At 58.3% G+C, this 16,745-nt stretch carries 14 protein-coding genes and 2 pseudogenes; 7 read left to right on the plus strand and 9 right to left on the minus strand.

Annotated elements, in window-relative coordinates; genetic code table 11:
• Window position 1 precedes the first annotated feature (1 nt).
• The gene (locus tag ACM6IT_RS07230; RefSeq protein WP_056726805.1) at window positions 2-415 is read right to left on the minus strand and encodes a DUF3301 domain-containing protein; all 414 of its coding nucleotides are present in this window, start codon (window positions 413-415) and stop codon (window positions 2-4) included.
• A 119-nt stretch (window positions 416-534) separates the two neighbouring features.
• Here ACM6IT_RS07230 and pdxY point away from each other — a divergent pair, with 119 nt between their 5' ends.
• Window positions 535-1,407, plus strand: coding sequence for a pyridoxal kinase PdxY (gene pdxY / locus ACM6IT_RS07235; protein WP_414913568.1), 873 nt, complete (start codon window positions 535-537; stop codon window positions 1,405-1,407).
• 93 nt (window positions 1,408-1,500) lie between these two features.
• On the opposite strand, the gene ACM6IT_RS07240 is transcribed toward pdxY, so the two are convergent.
• Window positions 1,501-1,983 carry an acyl-CoA thioesterase gene (locus tag ACM6IT_RS07240; RefSeq protein WP_056726807.1) on the minus strand — a complete coding sequence of 161 codons (483 nt, stop codon included), beginning with the start codon at window positions 1,981-1,983 and terminating at the stop codon, window positions 1,501-1,503.
• 286 nt (window positions 1,984-2,269) lie between these two features.
• On the opposite strand from ACM6IT_RS07240, the gene ACM6IT_RS07245 reads away from it, so the two are divergent.
• Window positions 2,270-4,033, plus strand: coding sequence for a cation:proton antiporter (locus ACM6IT_RS07245; RefSeq protein ID WP_414917756.1), 1,764 nt, complete (start codon window positions 2,270-2,272; stop codon window positions 4,031-4,033).
• Window positions 4,034-4,055: 22 nt separating this feature from the next.
• Here ACM6IT_RS07245 and ACM6IT_RS07250 read toward each other — a convergent pair whose 3' ends face one another.
• The 4 genes and pseudogenes from ACM6IT_RS07250 to uvrD all read right to left on the minus strand — a co-directional run bounded on the left by ACM6IT_RS07250 (window position 4,056) and on the right by uvrD (window position 8,032).
• A complete protein-coding gene (locus tag ACM6IT_RS07250) occupies window positions 4,056-4,463 on the minus strand; it encodes an SMI1/KNR4 family protein (protein ID WP_019694340.1) in 408 nt (135 codons plus the stop codon).
• 138 nt (window positions 4,464-4,601) lie between these two features.
• Window positions 4,602-5,480, minus strand: a complete 879-nt coding sequence (locus ACM6IT_RS07255) for a Tim44 domain-containing protein (RefSeq protein ID WP_056726809.1) — start codon at window positions 5,478-5,480, stop codon at window positions 4,602-4,604.
• Window positions 5,481-5,689: 209 nt separating this feature from the next.
• Window positions 5,690-5,827, minus strand: a pseudogene (locus ACM6IT_RS07260) (EamA family transporter); the annotation flags it as partial.
• Between the two features lie 21 nt (window positions 5,828-5,848).
• Complete coding sequence (uvrD, locus tag ACM6IT_RS07265) at window positions 5,849-8,032, minus strand: DNA helicase II (protein ID WP_056726810.1); 2,184 nt, start codon at window positions 8,030-8,032, stop codon at window positions 5,849-5,851.
• A 256-nt stretch (window positions 8,033-8,288) separates the two neighbouring features.
• Here uvrD and ACM6IT_RS07270 point away from each other — a divergent pair, with 256 nt between their 5' ends.
• Window positions 8,289-11,159, plus strand: a complete 2,871-nt coding sequence (locus ACM6IT_RS07270) for an EAL domain-containing protein (RefSeq protein ID WP_414917757.1) — start codon at window positions 8,289-8,291, stop codon at window positions 11,157-11,159.
• A gap of 71 nt (window positions 11,160-11,230) precedes the next feature.
• Here the strand turns inward: ACM6IT_RS07270 and ACM6IT_RS07275 are convergent, their stop codons facing one another.
• Window positions 11,231-11,545 (minus strand): hypothetical protein, encoded by a 315-nt coding sequence (locus ACM6IT_RS07275; RefSeq protein ID WP_414917758.1) that lies wholly within the window; start codon window positions 11,543-11,545, stop codon window positions 11,231-11,233.
• Window positions 11,546-11,746: 201 nt separating this feature from the next.
• On the opposite strand from ACM6IT_RS07275, the pseudogene ACM6IT_RS07280 reads away from it, so the two are divergent.
• A pseudogene (locus ACM6IT_RS07280) lies at window positions 11,747-12,067 on the plus strand (transposase); the annotation flags it as partial.
• A gap of 246 nt (window positions 12,068-12,313) precedes the next feature.
• Here ACM6IT_RS07280 and ACM6IT_RS07285 read toward each other — a convergent pair.
• Window positions 12,314-12,622 carry a hypothetical protein gene (locus ACM6IT_RS07285; RefSeq protein WP_414913564.1) on the minus strand — a complete coding sequence of 103 codons (309 nt, stop codon included), beginning with the start codon at window positions 12,620-12,622 and terminating at the stop codon, window positions 12,314-12,316.
• Window positions 12,623-12,970: 348 nt separating this feature from the next.
• Here ACM6IT_RS07285 and hexR point away from each other — a divergent pair, with 348 nt between their 5' ends.
• Entirely contained in the window at window positions 12,971-13,837 is an 867-nt protein-coding gene (gene hexR / locus ACM6IT_RS07290; protein ID WP_007954250.1) for a transcriptional regulator HexR, read from the plus strand.
• Window positions 13,838-14,013: 176 nt separating this feature from the next.
• Window positions 14,014-14,223 (plus strand): PA3496 family putative envelope integrity protein, encoded by a 210-nt coding sequence (locus tag ACM6IT_RS07295; RefSeq protein WP_349735843.1) that lies wholly within the window; start codon window positions 14,014-14,016, stop codon window positions 14,221-14,223.
• Here the strand turns inward: ACM6IT_RS07295 and ACM6IT_RS07300 are convergent.
• A complete protein-coding gene (locus tag ACM6IT_RS07300; RefSeq protein WP_150671917.1) occupies window positions 14,165-15,127 on the minus strand; it encodes a LysR family transcriptional regulator in 963 nt (320 codons plus the stop codon). The genes ACM6IT_RS07295 and ACM6IT_RS07300 overlap by 59 nt on opposite strands.
• A gap of 191 nt (window positions 15,128-15,318) precedes the next feature.
• Here ACM6IT_RS07300 and ACM6IT_RS07305 point away from each other — a divergent pair, with 191 nt between their 5' ends.
• On the plus strand, window positions 15,319-16,734 hold the full coding sequence (locus ACM6IT_RS07305) for an acetyl-CoA carboxylase biotin carboxylase subunit (RefSeq protein ID WP_008045577.1): 1,416 nt from the start codon (window positions 15,319-15,321) through the stop codon (window positions 16,732-16,734).
• Window positions 16,735-16,745 lie beyond the last annotated feature (11 nt).

The raw sequence follows: 16,745 nt of genomic DNA on the forward strand, positions 1-16,745 counted from the left end.
CTCAAGGCCGCCACTTGGTATGGTCCTGACGCCACTGACTCAGCTCGATCACTTCCGCGCGAGGTTTCGCCACGTCGACCACTGGTTCGGTTTCGTCGAACGGGACCGGGTAGGGCGCCAGTTCAATCTGTGCGCTGTGAGCGCCGAACTGGGTGATGGTGCCGTTGTGGCGGCTTTCGCCGGTTACGGTGAATTCGAAGTTATACACACGGGCCAGGCGTCGCCGACCACTGGCATCCTTGATGAAGGCGATTCTTTTCAAGGCCACGTTGCCGTCTAGCAATTCAATCCCGAGCTTGCCGCAATGCTGCTTGACCCGTTCCAGCGCGCGCTCGCGCAAGCCGTGGTTGTGCCATAGCCATGCGCCGGCAGTGGCGAACAGCATCAGCACGAATATATTTCCAAGGGTCAGCATCAACAGGGTGCTCCAACAAGATAGTGTCAGCTTAACTGTGTCGCTGGTCTGTCGTACAGGCTGCGTTTAGTCGCATACTGCGCGGCTAGAATTTCAATCGTTTTACGGAAATCCACCGCATGAAACGTACACCGCATTTGCTCGCTATCCAGTCCCACGTGGTATTCGGTCACGCCGGCAACAGTGCCGCGGTTTTCCCGATGCAACGGGTCGGGGTGAATGTCTGGCCGCTCAACACCGTGCAGTTCTCCAATCACACCCAGTACGGTCAGTGGGCCGGTGAAGTGCTGGCGCCACACCAGATTCCTGACCTGGTCGAAGGCATCGCGGCGATTGGCGAGCTGGGCAACTGCGATGCGGTGCTCTCCGGTTACCTCGGCAGTGCGGCCCAGGGCCGGGCGATCCTGACGGGGGTGGAGCGGATCAAGACGATGAACCCCAAGGCGCTGTACCTGTGTGACCCGGTCATGGGGCATCCGGAGAAGGGCTGCAGTGTTCCGGCGGAAGTCAGTGATTTCCTGCTGGAAGAGGCTGCCGCCGTGGCGGACTTCATGTGCCCGAACCAATTGGAGCTAGACAGCTTCTCCGGGCGCAAGCCGCAATCGCTGTTCGATTGCCTGGCAATGGCGCGTGCATTGCTGGTGCGCGGTCCGAAAGCGGTGCTGGTCAAGCATCTGGACTACCCCGGTAAACCGGCGGAGGTCTTCGAGATGCTGCTGGTGACGGCCGAAGGCGGCTGGCATTTGCAGCGCCCGTTGCTGGCGTTCCCGCGTCAGCCGGTGGGCGTGGGCGATTTGACGTCCGGCCTGTTCCTGGCCCGTGTGCTGTTGGGCGACAGCCTGGTGGCCGCGTTCGAGTTCGCGGCGTCGGCGGTGCATGAAGTGCTGCTGGAAACCCAGGCCTGTGCCAGCTACGAGTTGGAACTGGTTCGGGCTCAGGATCGGATTGCGCATCCGCGGGTGCGGTTCGAGGCGACCTCGATCAGTTTTTAATCAGATTTGGGCAGAAAGATCGCAGCCTGCGGCAGCTCCTACAAGGGAATGTGACCTACTTGTAGGAGCTGCCGCCGGCTGCGATCTTTAGCTTTAAGCGTCGCCCTTGATCTCCTGATAACGCTTTTCCAGCTCTTGACGAATCTGGCGACGCTGCTGAGCCTGGATGAAGCGGCGCTTGCTCTCGCTGTTGTCCGGTTGCAGCGGCGGTACCGATGCAGGTTTACGCTGGTCATCCACCGCAACCATGGTGAAGAAGCAACTGTTGGTGTGACGTACCGAGCGCTCGCGGATGTTCTCGGTCACCACTTTGATGCCCACCTCCATGGAGGTGTTGCCGGTGTAGTTGACCGAGGCGAGAAAAGTCACCAGTTCGCCGACATGGATCGGCTCGCGGAAAATGACCTGGTCCACCGACAGGGTCACCACATAGCGGCCGGCATAACGGCTGGCGCAGGCGTAGGCCACTTCGTCGAGGTATTTGAGCAGGGTGCCGCCGTGGACATTGCCAGAGAAGTTGGCCATGTCGGGGGTCATCAATACCGTCATCGACAGCTGGGCGTTTCCGGGTTCCATAGCATTCTCACGGGTCAAGGCCAGGTTTGAGGGATGCACCTCTGCGGGTGCCTCAGTGGCTTTTTCAAACCAACAGTTATCGGGACGCCGGGTGCAGGGTCGCCGTCACGCCGGATCGATCTGTTTCCATATATTGCACCGCCTTTCTGCCAGAAGTCGCGGTGTTACCCTGCAAAAAGCCCTGTCTCAAGGGCATTTCCTACGTGCAATTCCGATTTTTGTTCTGCTCGATCAGATATTTCCTGCGTCCGGGGATCGAGCAATGCCAGCCAGGGAGTCTCACGCCATGCATGCCATCAGTTTCATTCAGGATCTGGCAGTGATCATGTTGATCGCAGGTGTGGTCACCGTGGTCTTCCATCGCCTGAAACAACCGGTGGTGCTGGGATACATCGTCGCCGGGTTCATCATTGGCCCGCATACCCCGCCGTTCGGCCTGATCCATGACGAAGAAACCATCAAGACCCTTGCCGAACTCGGGGTGATATTCCTGATGTTCTGTCTGGGCCTGGAGTTCAGCCTGCGCAAGTTGTTCAAGGTCGGTGCCACGGCATTCATCGCGGCATTCCTGGAAATCGTGCTGATGATCTGGATCGGCTACGAGATCGGTCGCTGGTTCGACTGGAACACCATGGATTCACTGTTCCTCGGCGCGATCCTGGCAATTTCCTCGACCACCATCATCGTCAAGGCGCTCAATGATCTGAAGCTGAAGAACGAGCGGTTTGCCCAGTTGATATTCGGAGTGCTGATCGTCGAAGACATCCTGGGCATCGGCATCATCGCGCTGCTGTCCAGCATCGCGGCCAGCGGCACGGTCAGCTCCGGTGAAGTGTTTTCCACGGTCGGCAAGCTGTCGCTGTTCATGATCGTCGCGTTGGTCATCGGCATCCTGATGGTGCCGCGGTTGCTGGCCTACGTCGCCAGATTCGACAGCAACGAAATGCTGCTGATCACGGTGCTGGGCCTGTGTTTTGGCTTCTGCCTGCTGGTAGTCAAGCTTGAATACAGCATGGTCCTCGGGGCATTCCTGATCGGCGCGATCATGGCGGAATCCCGGCAACTGCTGAAAATTGAACGACTGATTGAACCGGTCCGCGATCTTTTCAGTGCGATTTTCTTCGTGGCCATCGGGCTGATGCTCGATCCGGCGATCCTGCTTCAGTACGCCTGGCCAATCGCTGTAATCACCGTAGCCGTGGTGCTTGGAAAGATGCTGTCCTGCGGCCTCGGTGCATTTATCGCCGGCAATGACGGACGCACTTCGCTGCGGGTCGGGATGGGTCTTTCTCAGATTGGCGAATTCTCTTTCATCATCGCGGCACTGGGCATGACGTTGCAGGTCACCAGTAACTTTCTGTACCCCGTGGCTGTGGCAGTTTCGGTGATCACGACCCTGCTGACGCCCTATCTGATCCGCGCGGCGGATCCATTGTCGATCAAGCTTGCCAGCGCCATGCCAGAGCGCCTGGGACGGGTGTTGGGGATGTATGGCGAATGGCTGCGCAGCATCCAGCCTCAGGGTGAGGGCGCGTTACTGGCATCCATGATTCGCAGGATTTTGCTGCAGGTGGGAGTCAATCTGGCGCTCGTGATCGCAATCTTCTTTTCGGGCGCGTACTTCGCCGAACGCATGTCGGCTTACCTGCAAGGCTGGATCAGTGATCCGAGCTGGCAAAAGGCGTTGATCTGGGGTGGGGCGCTGCTGTTATCGCTGCCTTTTTTGATTGCGGCGTACCGCAAGCTAAAGGCACTGTCGATGTTGCTGGCGGAAATGGGCGTGAAGCCGGAGATGGCCGGGCGCCATACGCAGCGAGTGCGCCGGGTAATCGCCGAAGTGATCCCGATCCTGTCGCTGCTGGTGATCTTTTTGCTGTTGGCAGCCTTGTCGGCCAGTATTCTGCCGACCAACAAGTTGCTGGTACTGATCGCCGTAGTCGCGGCCGCCGTGGCGGCGCTACTGTGGCGCTGGTTCATTCGCGTGCATACGCGGATGCAGGTGGCGTTGCTGGAAACCCTCGATAATCACAAGGAGTCGTCCGGGCATTGACCACCCAGCGGCGTTGACTGGATCAGCTTTCCAGCCAGACGTCCCGCGCCCAGTGCCATACCGATTCCCAGGTTTCTTCGGCGAGCAGCTCTTCTTCGGCCAACCACAGCACCACGGTGCCGTCTTCTTCGACCAGGTAGTAATTGTCACCGTCCTGGCAGATCGGAATCATGCTGCGATCGACCCCGGCGTCCCAGGCGTTGGCGGCAACGTCGGGCAGGTAAGTGTGGGATTGCGGGTCAGTCACGGTGACCGGTTCCAGGCTGCCGTATACCACGTCGCTGACGGTCAGCAGAAACTCTCTGAAGACGAACGGAATGTCGATGAACAGTTGTTCTTCGATTTCGACCAGCAGGTCTTCGTCGGGCAATTCCAAGGGGACCGGTACCGGTTCGTTGGCTTCACGCAGTTGTTCGATGATTTCTTCCACGTCCGGGATCCTCTTGCTTGTATGGCGCGGTTTATATGGGGCGGTTTATACAGTAGCTTGCTATAGATGCAACCGCGAAATAGAAAACCCCGGCCGAGGCCGGGGTTTTGTTTACTGCAAGTGAAGCGCTGGAGGGAATCAGCCGTTCTGGCGGATACCAGCTACCAGCCAAGGCTGGTTTTCGCCTTGTGCACGTTCCATGTTCCAGCTTTCGCTGAAGACTTCGCCCTGGTCGAAACGCGAGGTTTTCGACACGCCAGTGAAAGTCAGGGTGGCAATGGTCTTGTCGGCGCGATCGTCCACGCCGTCCAGTTGTACATTGAGGTTATCAATGTAGGTGGACTGGAAACCGTCGCCCAGGTCAGCACGCTCACGCTTGAGGAACTCCAGCATTTGCGGGGTCACGAACTCGGCGATCTTGTCCATTTCGTTGGCGTCCCAGTGCTGTTGCAGGGACTGGAAGTGATTGCGCGCCGCTTCGACGAAGTTTGTTTCGTTGAACCAGGCTGGTGCGTTGATCACCGGGCGAGCGGCAACAGGTGCTGCCGAGCCACCGAAGATCGAACCACCGGCGGGCTTTTGTTCGAACGCCTCACGTTGCATCGGCGCGTGGCCGGCCGGGGCGTACTGCTCCTGCTGCTTGCGACGACGGGCGGCGATAAAGCGGAAGACCAGGAACGCAATGACGGCCATGATCAGGATGTCGAAGATCTGCATGCCCTGGAAGCCGTCACCCATGAACATGGATGCCAGCAGGCCACCGGCCGCGATACCGGCGAGCGGGCCGAGCCAGCGCGAAGCGCCACCAGCCTTGGCGGCAGCGCCAGCGGCACCGGCAGCACCAGCGGTCGCCGCAGCGCCGCCCATGCCTGGAGAAGAAGGAGCCATCTGGCTGGTCTGGTGAGTCGGCGCAGCGCCTGCGCTTTTGCCACCACCGAAGCGCTTGGCGGCATTGACGTCGAGACTCATCGTCAGGCCGATGCACAACGCCATGGCGATGCTAAGAAAACGTTTCATAAAGGGAATTCCCATTTGTGGAAGGCACGCGCGCCATGTTGCACAGGTGAAGTGTTACTGGCTAGCGGCAGAGTGTTTCGGGCTTTTGCCTGACAGGTCGTGTTCAGCTCCAGTCAGTGCAATAAGGCCTTTTGACTTTGATCTGTCAGATGAGTGGACAGGGCTTGTAGGACGCTTGCCTGGCGTCGCAGGGAAACCAATGACACCGATGCGGGGAAATAGCAGATCCACGATGCACCGGTGGCAAGGCCCGACAACAGCAGGAACAGATAGCACTGCGTAGAGATCGATCCCAATGATTGATATTGGCCCGTGGCGTACAAAATCAAGGCCAGGCTCGCTTCCACAGATAAACTGTCAGTGTGACCTTAAATAGCTTCCAGCTTGGCGTAACCCAGCATCAGCCACTTGCTGCCTTCGCTGAAGTTCACCTGCACCCGGGCCTGGGCCCCGGCGCCTTCGAAGTTGAGGATCACGCCATCGCCAAACACCGAGTGGCGTACGGTCTGGCCCAGGCTGAAGCCGGTCTGCGGAATCTCGCTGCCGCTGAACAGGTTGCTGCCACTCATCGACTGGTTGCCACCGAACGGGCGGCTGACGCTGTTGGACAGCCGCACCTCCTGAATCAGGCCTTTCGGAACTTCGCGTACGAAACGCGACACCTTGTTGTAGGTCTCGCTGCCATAGAGGCGTCGGGTCTCGGCATAGGTCATCACCAGGTTCTGCATGGCCCGGGTGATGCCTACGTAGGCCAGACGACGTTCTTCCTCAAGGCGGCCGGGTTCTTCCAGGCTCATCTTGTGCGGGAACAGGCCTTCTTCCATGCCCACCAGGAACACGTAAGGGAATTCCAGGCCTTTGGCGCTGTGCAGGGTCATCAACTGGATGCTGTCTTCGTGCTCGTCGGCCTGGGTGTCGCCGGCCTCCAGCGATGCGTGACCGAGGAACGCTGCCAATGGCGTCAGCTCTTCGTCTTCTTCGCTGTTTTCGAAATTGCGTGCGGCGCTGACCAGTTCCTCAAGGTTTTCTACCCGGGCCTGGCCTTTCTCGCCTTTTTCCGCTTCGTGATAGGCGATCAGCCCCGACTGCTCGATGACGGTCTGGGTCATCAGGTGCAGTGGCATTTCCATGCACTTGGCGGCGAGGTTCTCGATCAGCTCGATAAACGCGCCAAGGGCGCCGGCCGCACGACCGGTCAGGCCTTTGTTGGCCACCAGTTGGCGCATCGCTTCCCACATCGACACATCGCTGTGGCGCGCATGGTCGCGGATCGCTTCGACGGTTTTTTCTCCGATGCCACGGGCCGGCACGTTGATCACCCGTTCCAGCGCGGCGTCGTTGCCACGACCTTCAAGCAAGCGCAGGTAGGCCATGGCGTTCTTGATTTCGGCGCGTTCGAAGAAGCGCTGGCCGCCATAGATACGGTAGGGAATGCGCTCGCGCAGCAAGGCTTCTTCCAGAACCCGCGATTGGGCGTTGGAACGGTACAAAATCGCGATATCGCTACGAGACAAGCCGGTTTTCAGCGCGCTTTCTATAGTTTCGACAACGTAGCGTGCTTCGTCGTGTTCGTTGAAGGCTGCGTACAGGTTGATCGCTTCGCCTTCGCCGCCGTCTGTCCACAGCTCTTTGCCCAGGCGTCCGGTGTTATTGGCGATCAAGGCGTTGGCAGCTTTCAGGATGCCGGCGGTGGAGCGATAGTTTTGCTCCAGGCGAATGGTTTCGGCGTCCGGGAAGTCTTCGGAATACTGGTAGATGTTCTCGATTTTCGCGCCGCGCCAGCCGTAGATCGACTGGTCATCGTCGCCTACGACCATCAGGCTGTCGCCACCCTTGGCCAGCAGGCGCAACCAGGCGTATTGCACGGCGTTGGTGTCCTGGAACTCGTCCACCAGGATGTGCCGGAAGCGCTTTTGATAGTGAGCGAGCAGGCCTGGGTGATCACGCCACAGATCGAGGGCGCGCAGCAGCAATTCGGAGAAGTCGATGACACCCGCACGCAGGCAGGCGGCCTCGTAGGCTTCATAGATGCCGCGCATGGTCGCCAGGAACAGGTCGCCGCTGGCCTGGATGTGTTGCGGGCGCAGGCCTTCGTCTTTCTGGCCGTTGATGAACCATTGGGCCTGACGGGCCGGCCAGCGCTGTTCGTCCAGGCCGAGCTCGCGGATCACCCGCTTGACCAGCCGCTGCTGGTCATCGCTGTCGAGAATCTGGAAGGTCTGGCTTAGGCCCGCTTCCTGCCAGTGTGCCCGCAACAAGCGGTGCGCCAGGCCGTGGAAGGTGCCGACCCACATGCCGGCCGGGTTGATACCCATAAGCTGCTCGATGCGCTGGCGCATCTCGGCAGCGGCCTTGTTGGTGAAGGTCACCGACAGGATGGAGTGGGGCGAGGCGTTTTCGACCTGGATCAACCAGGCGATACGGTGCACCAGCACTCGGGTTTTACCGGAACCAGCACCGGCCAGGACCAACTGACGACCCACGGGGGCTGCTACGGCCTGACGTTGGGCATCGTTGAGGGAGTTCAGCAGAAGGGAGAGATCATCGCGCATCGGGGCATTCTAGGGGGCCGCGACACACCGGGCAAACCCCGCTTTGCTTTAACCGATGAAAGTTACGCGAAGGACGACTGGTCAGTCATCGGCTGCAGGCGTTGGCGGGGCGTGCCTTGAGCATTTTCAGCGGCATCGGCAGCCGAAAAATTTGGCGATTTATTGATCAGCAGCAGTTTGGTCCGGGCAATTGCTTGTGTATGCTCCGAGCAGTTTCGGGCACATGCTCATCATTATAAGAACAAGAACATCGCCTATGACCCTCAGCTTCGACCTGTCGGGCCCCACTGTGGAGCCTCGGGTGATCCGTAAACAGTACGCCATGGAAATGGCGGTCGAACGCACGCGCCTGTTGTATCAAGGCTCGCTGCTGCCCACGTTGTTCATGCTGATCAATGGCCTGGTCTGCGCCGGTTTGCTCTGGAGCCCGCAGCGCTATTTTCTGGTCAGTGTCTGGCTGGTGTGGTTGTTGTCGTTGGTGGCATTGCGGGTGATTCAGGTCGCAGCCTTCGACTCGGCCATTCCCAACCGTCAGGCCCATCCCATTTGGCGACGGATGTTTTTGCTGGGCTCCGGTCTCACCGGTCTGACGCTGGCAGGTGCCGGCATTGCCCTGGTTCCTGCCGATAACTTCATTCAGCAAGCCTGGGTCTTCGGCCTCATCGGTGCCGCGGCGCTCTCGGCCAGCGTGGCTTATGCGGTCAGCTTGCCGGCCTTTCTGTCATTCACCTTGCCCTGCCTGTTGCCGGCCATCGCCTATATGTTTTGGGGCGCTGACGAACAGCAGCAAGGTTGGGGCTGGTTCGGGCTGATCCTGCTCGGTGCGTTGAGCGTGGTTGCCTGGCAGGTGAATCGATTGATCGATCGGGGCTTGATGCGACGCTTTCAGAATCAGGCACTGATCGAGCATCTGCAGCAGGCGCAAAGCTGCAGTGATCAGCTCAATCAGAAGCTGGCCACTCAGATAGAGCAGCGCCGACGTGCCGAGGACGAGTTGCGAGAGATCCAGGTCGACCTGGAAAACCGAGTCGCTCAACGCAGCCTGGAACTGGACGCCGCCAACCAGGCGCTGAGCAAGAGTGAGGCGCGTCTGGCGCTGGCGTTGAAAGCCAGCGAATTGGGGTTGTGGGACTGGAATCTGCAAACCGACGAAGTCCATCACACACAGATTCAGGAATTGTTCGGCCTGGAGCCGGAACAGGTCACGGCGATACTGCGTCACCTCAAGCCGCGCCTTCACCCTGAGGATCTTCCTGGGCTGAAAAGGGCGCTGGTCGAGCATTTGAAGGGCCGCACCGAGGACTATCAAATCGAGTATCGCGTGCGGCATGGCGATGGCCACTGGGTCTGGATCGAGGACCGCGGGCGGGCAGTCGAGCGTGCCGACAACGGCCGGGTGATTCGCATGGTCGGCACTCGTCGCGATATCAGCGCCAGCAAAGGCCTGGAAGAGCAGCGGCAACTGGCGGCAACCGTATTCGAGGCGGCCAGCGAAGGGATCGTGATTTTCGATCCGAACTACGTCCTGATCGCGATCAATCAAGCCTTCAGTCAGGTGACCGGCTATGACATCGACGACATGATTGGACGCAATGTCGTTGAGTTGCCATGCAGTCGCGATGCACGTCGGCATTACGCCGCAATACATCAGGCGCTGGAGCAGCAAGGGAGCTGGCAGGGCGAACTGGTGGAGACCCGCAAGAACGGCGAGATGTATCCGCAATGGCTGCAACTGAATGCTGTGCGCGATACCCGGGGAAATGTAAGCCATATTGTGGGCTTCTTCGCCGATCTCTCGGCTCGCCGAGAATCCGAAGAGCGCATGCGCTATCTGACCCATTACGACGAGCTTACCGGTCTGGCCAACCGCGCGATGTTTCGCGAGCGACTCAGCGAGGCTCATCAACGAGTGCGACAGGGCGGTTACCGCAGCCTGGCGTTGCTGCACATCAATCTCGACCGGTTCAAGCAACTCAATGACAGCCTGGGGCATGAAGTCGCCGACCAGTTGTTGCAGAAAATGGCCCGGCGACTGGTGAATGCATTGCCTGAAGCAGACACCATCGCACGCCTTTCCGGTGATGAGTTTGCCGTGCTGTTCAATTCCTACGGTAACCTTTCGAGCCTGGCCCGGGTGGCGACTCGTCTGGCGAACAAATTGCGTTTGCCGGTGACCATTGACGGGCATGAGCTGGTGGTCAGCGCGTCGATGGGCATCAGCCTGCTGCCGGACAGCGCGCGGGAAATATCGGCATTGGTCAGTCAGTCGAACATGGCGATGCAGCACGCCAAACATCTGGGTGGCGATAATTTTCAGTTTTACACCGACAGCTTGCAAGCCAGCACGCTGGAGCGTTTACAGTTGGAAAACCATCTGCGCAAAGCCATCGAAGACAAACAACTGAAGGTGTTTTACCAGCCGAAACTGTGCCTGGCCACTGGCCGATTGAATGCCGCCGAAGCCTTGGTACGTTGGGATCATCCGACCATGGGGCGCGTGCCGCCGGGGGATTTCATCGGCCTGGCTGAAGAAACCGGATTGATCGGCCCGATCGGTGAGTTCGTGCTGCGTCAGGCCTGCTGGCAAGCCTGTGAGTGGCAACGGCAGGGGCTGGAAGCGATACGGGTGTCGGTCAATCTGTCGGTGCATCAATTGCGCCAGGGCAAGCTGGTCAGCCTGGTGCGGCAGGTGCTGGAAGAGACCGGGCTGGCGCCGCAACTCCTGGAACTGGAACTCACCGAAAGCCAGTTGCTGGACAGCGTCGAGCACATCATCGCAACCTTCCAGCAATTGCGTGATCTCGGAGTGAAGCTGGCCATTGACGATTTTGGCACCGGTTACTCCTCCCTGAGCTATCTCAAGCGCATCCCGGTGGACTACGTGAAGATTGATCAGGCGTTTATCCGCGGGTTGGGAGAGGGTACCGAGGATGCGGCGATTACCCGGGCAATCATTGCCATGGCTCACGGCCTGAAGCTGAAGGTCGTGGCGGAAGGGGTGGAGCGGGAAGAACAGCTTGAGTTCCTGAAAGCCGAGCGCTGCGATGAAGTACAGGGCTATTTGATCAGCCGTCCAGTTGAGGCTGAGACGTTGGCGGGTTTACTGCGCACGCAAGCCGCAAGCTGAGACGGTGGCGTCCCGTCTATCAGGTAGACGAGGCTGCGGGACGCCTGAATTGCCGGAAGCAGTTTATGCTTTTAGCTAGTAAACGTTATTTTATCAATATGGTGCAGCAACTTGCCTTCGTAGTAGATGCTGACGCTGGTGAACTTGAAATCGGAGTTGTAATTCCCCCATGCGAAATATTTAACACGCTTATCGGTTTCAACCTGCAGTGAAATTTCATTGGATCTTTCCAATTTAAGCTCCAGGCGCGGTTCACAGGCGTTGGCCATTTCCAGCTTCGGAGTGATGCCAGAGTGGGCAACGGTTACGGTGCCCTCGACTCTGATCCAGGTGCCGGGAGGCATACGGTCAATATGTGCGGACCAGTCTTTGGTTTTAATAGTCATGATAGGTAGCTCCTTTAAATGATCTTTTTTGCTTCCTGCGGAATTAATATATCCAACCATGGTTTGTCACGCTTGAGTTAAGTTGGTTGGATTTGTAAGGCGGTGTGTGCAGCTATTGAATTGGTTCGGCAGCAGTGATCCGCCGACGAAACCACGATCTTCAACTTCCGTCGCCTGCTGGAAAAGCACTAGTTGGTGGCTTATGCCGGAGTGGAGAAACGCCCCGAGCATGAAGGTCGCCAGGTCATCTGGAAAATTGCCGCCCGGCGTAGCACCTACCAAAAACTGCGCAAGCGCAGCGTCCTGTACAAAGCCAGGCGCAAGATCGAAAAAGCGCGAGGCGCAGGTAAGGGTGAAGGTCGAGCACCCGTTCCGGGTGATCAAGCGCCAGTTCGGTTATGTGAAGACACGCTTTCGTGGCTGGCCAAGAACACCGCACAGCGGGTGACGCTGTTTGCACTGTCGAATCTTTGGATGGCCCGCCGACATTTACTGAGCCATGCAGTAGAGGTGCGCCTTTAGTGTGGGGAATAGCCGCCGCGAGGTGCTCGCGGCGGCTAAAAAACAGGGATGGGTGAGTGATCTCAGCGTTTTTTGGATCGATGCGTCACATTCAAAATCGGCGGTGACCGAAGTCAGCCAGAAACACATCGCTACGTCAGACCATCCCCAAGAGAGTAGCGCACCGAATGAATTGTTATCGCAATCCCCACTCCCGTTATTAGTTGCTAGGCAGGAGGCCCGGTATTGCGTAAGAATGACAAGTTATTAGTCAGTTATTATTACTTTGTCAATGTGGTGCAATAATTCTCCGTTATAAAAAATTCCAACGCTGGTTACGGCGTGGATTCCGGGTACTTTGTATTCTACAACTCTGTCTGTTAAGACTGGCAAAATGCCTTTTTGATCCTCAAGGATCAGTTCCAGAGGCAGGAAGGGAGTGTCTTGTACCTGGCTTGGCACAAGCTTTGGCATAATGCCTGAGTCAGTAACGGTTACGGTACCAGACACTCGAAAATAAGTGGCGCCAGGCATGCGGTTAATTTGTGCTGTCCAGTTTTTTGTTTGAATGCTCATTGTATTCAGTTCCTTTTGATTAGGTTGTTTTGCTCCTGCGACATTAATGTAGCAAGGTTGAATGTTTTAATGGTGGTGTTTGTTGGTGGACTATGTAAGGTTGTATGTTTGATTTTATTTGTTATTTTATTGCTATATGAACTTCCAGTGGCTGGAGCAGAAGCTGTCTTTTTCTCGTGGGCCTGATCGATCACTGGCTTGCATCTGTCGACGGGGGCTACATGAGGTGCCCGCGCGTGAAATCGAGGGATTCGGTAACGCATTGAGCAGGCAAAAAGCCGATTCATGTAGTATAACTACAAGCGTGCTACATCCCCGGCGCCTGCCAATAACAAAGAGTCCAGCCCTTTGAATCTGTTGCAACACATCGCCCAGTCTCGCCACCTGTTACGCAAGTCGGAGCTCAAGGTCGCCGACCACGTGCTGCTCGATCCTGCGGCCGTGATGCACAGCTCCATGGCCGACCTGGCCCACAGCGTGGGCATCAGCGAACCGACCATCGTGCGTTTTTGCCGTGCCATCGGTTGTTCCGGCTTTCAGGACCTGAAGCTGAAGCTGGCCCAGAGTCTGGCGGCAGGTGCGAGTTTCGGCCAGTTTGCGATCCATGAGGATGACTCGGTCGCCGACTACAGCCTGAAAATCTTCGACACCACCCTGCATACGCTGATGGAGGTTCGCGAGAAGCTCGATCCGCTGGAGTTGCAGCGGGCGGTGACGCTGATGTCCCAGGCCCAGCGTGTGGAGTTCTACGGCTTTGGCGCCTCGGGTGCGGTCGCCGCGGACGCCCAGCACAAGTTCTTCCGCCTGCTGCTCACCGCTGCGGCGTATTCCGACCCGCACATGCAGGCGATGTCGGCCGTGACGCTCAAGCCAACCGACGTGGCGATCTGCATTTCCCAGTCCGGGCGCTCCAAGGACCTGCTGATCACCGCCAACCTGGTGCGCGAAAGCGGTGCCTCGTTGATCACCTTGTGCCCGAGCCAGACGCCGTTGGCTGAACTGTCTACGGTCAATCTGGCGATCGATGTGCATGAAGACACTGAAATCTATACGCCGCTGACTTCGCGTATCGCCCACCTGGTGGTGATCGACGTGCTGGCGATGGGCGTGGCCATGGCGCGTGGCCCGAGCCTGGTCAACCACCTCAAGAGCGTCAAGCGCAGCCTGCGCAGCTTGCGGCTGTCGCCCAAGTCGGTGAAAGCGCTTGACGACTAAGATCAAGGGATCGCAGCCTTCGGCAGCTCCTACAGGTATTCGCGTTCCTGCATAGGAGCTGCCGAAGGCTGCGATCTTTGCTTCTGAATGTTCATCTCCCTGTAACGCCCAAGCCGCCAAACCGTCATCCCCCGCGCCTATCTTGAAACTCCCGTACTCGCCTTGGGAGACTCGAAATGGCCATGCCCTACGAAGAACGCAACAGCGCTGTCAAAACCCGTCGTCAGCAAGAAGATCAGCGCCGCATGGAATTCCGTCGCGCCATCGAAGATCGCTGCGAACGCCGTCAGCTTCTGGCCGAAATTGGCGACTTTCCGGAGTTGGAACTCAACTTCTGGCAGGCATCTCCCTCGGTGTCCCGTCGAAACGCTCAACCAGCGCGCTGATCTGAATCCGTTCGCTGCGGATAAACGCCAGGAAGGCGTGAGCCACCGGTGACAGGCGTTTCGCCTTGGCCTGCACCAGGCACCAACTGCGAAACAGTGGCAGCTCTTCGACCGGTAGCTCGATCAGCCCACCGGTTGCCAGTTCAAGGCTCAGGGCGTGGCGCGTCAACAGCGCAACGCCCAGGCCTGCCAGAACACATTCACGCTGCGCTTCGGCAGACGAGACCTCTTGGGTCTGGTTGAAATGCACGCGCTTCTCTTTGAAGTATTCTTCGCACGCAAGCCGTGTCCCGGAGCCGGGTTCGCGTAGCAGCAGTGTGTAGGGCTCCAGATCCTGCAAGCGCAGCGGCCCCATATGACACAGCGGGTGATCCGGTGGCGCCACGGCGACGATCGGGTTGTTCAGGAACGGCAGGAATTCCAGGCCCATGTCCTGGGGCACCATGGACATGATCACCAGGTCGTCGCGGTTGTCCGACAGGCGCCGAATGACCTGGCCGCGATTGACCACTGTCAGTTGCAGGTTCACTTCCGGGTGCTGGCGTTTGAACGCGGCAAACAGATGCGGCACGAAGTATTTGGCGCTGGATTCAATCGCCAGTTTCAGTTGCCCCTGCAACGAGCCCTGCATGTCCGACAGCTGCATGTCGAGGTTTTCCAGGCGCCCGAAAATATCCCGACTGGCCCGCTGTAACGCTTCAGCCGCTTCGGTCATGTAGAGTTTTTTGCCGACGTAATCGAACAAGGGCTGGCCAATCAGCTCCTCAAGTTGACGAATCTGTAGGCTGACGGCAGGTTGTGTGAGCGACATTTCCTCGGCCGCGCGGCTGTAGGAGCGCAAATCACAGACCTCATTGAAGATCTGTAATTGCCGCAAAGTCATACGCATCAATGACTTACGCATTATCTTGTCGCTCTCGTCGCTGGCTGATGAATCAACTATAAGTCTTTACTTATGCACGACCCAATTTTTATTCATTTTTGTTAATCCCTTGTGGGCGCTAGTGTGGACCTGCGACCAAATTGAAACATTTGGTCACGCGTCGACCTGGGTCTAGCAGGTCGTGGGTACCACCGGCTCAAGGGAACCTCCAAGTGATAACAAAGATCCTGATCGCCAACCGTGGTGAGATTGCCGTACGAATCGTACGTGCCTGCGCCGAAATGGGCATTCGCTCGGTCGCGATCTACTCCGATGCCGACCGTCATGCTCTGCACGTCAAGCGTGCGGACGAGGCCCATAGCATTGGTGCCGAGCCGCTGGCCGGTTACCTGAACCCGCGCAAGCTGGTGAACCTGGCGGTGGAAACCGGTTGCGATGCACTGCACCCAGGCTATGGCTTCCTTTCGGAAAACGCCGAGCTGGCGGAGATCTGCGCCGAACGCGGGATCAAATTCATTGGCCCGTCGGCTGAAGTGATTCGCCGTATGGGCGACAAGACCGAAGCTCGCCGCAGTATGATCAAGGCCGGCGTACCGGTGACCCCGGGCACCGAAGGCAACGTGTCGGGAATTGAAGAAGCCCTGACCGAAGGCGATCGCATCGGTTACCCGGTGATGCTCAAGGCCACTTCCGGTGGTGGCGGCCGCGGCATTCGTCGCTGCAACAGTCGCGAAGAACTCGAACAGGCTTTCCCACGGGTCATTTCCGAAGCCACCAAGGCGTTCGGTTCGGCGGAAGTGTTCCTGGAAAAGTGCATCGTCAATCCGAAACACATCGAGGCGCAGATCCTCGGCGACAGCTTCGGCAATGTGGTGCACCTGTTCGAGCGTGACTGCTCGATCCAGCGCCGCAACCAGAAGCTGATCGAAATCGCCCCGAGCCCGCAACTGACCCCGGAACAGCGCGCCTACATCGGTGACCTGTCGGTGCGCGCAGCCAAGGCCGTGGGTTACGAGAACGCCGGCACCGTGGAGTTCCTGCTCGCCGAGGGCGAGGTGTACTTCATGGAGATGAACACCCGGGTGCAGGTGGAACACACCATCACCGAAGAAATCACTGGTATCGACATTGTCCGTGAGCAGATTCGCATTGCCTCCGGCCTGCCGCTTTCGGTGAAGCAGGAAGACATCCACCACCGTGGTTTCGCCCTGCAATTCCGGATCAACGCCGAAGACCCGAAGAACAACTTCCTGCCGAGCTTCGGCAAGATCACCCGTTACTACGCGCCCGGCGGTCCTGGCGTGCGTACCGACACGGCGATCTACACCGGCTACACCATCCCGCCGTACTACGACTCCATGTGCCTGAAACTGGTGGTGTGGGCGCTGACCTGGGAAGAGGCGATGGACCGTGGCTTGCGCGCCCTGGACGACATGCGTCTGCAAGGGGTCAAGACCACCGCCGCGTACTACCAGGAAATCCTGCGTAACCCGGAATTCCGTAGCGGCCAGTTCAACACCAGCTTCGTTGAAAGCCACCCTGAACTGACCAACTACTCGATCAAGCGCAAACCCGAAGAGCTGGCCCTGGCCATCGCCGCCGCCATCGCCGCCCACGCAGGCCTGTGAGGAATAGAACA

This window comes from Pseudomonas sp. IT-P4, assembly GCF_949767755.1.
Lineage (GTDB): Bacteria > Pseudomonadota > Gammaproteobacteria > Pseudomonadales > Pseudomonadaceae > Aquipseudomonas > Aquipseudomonas monachiensis.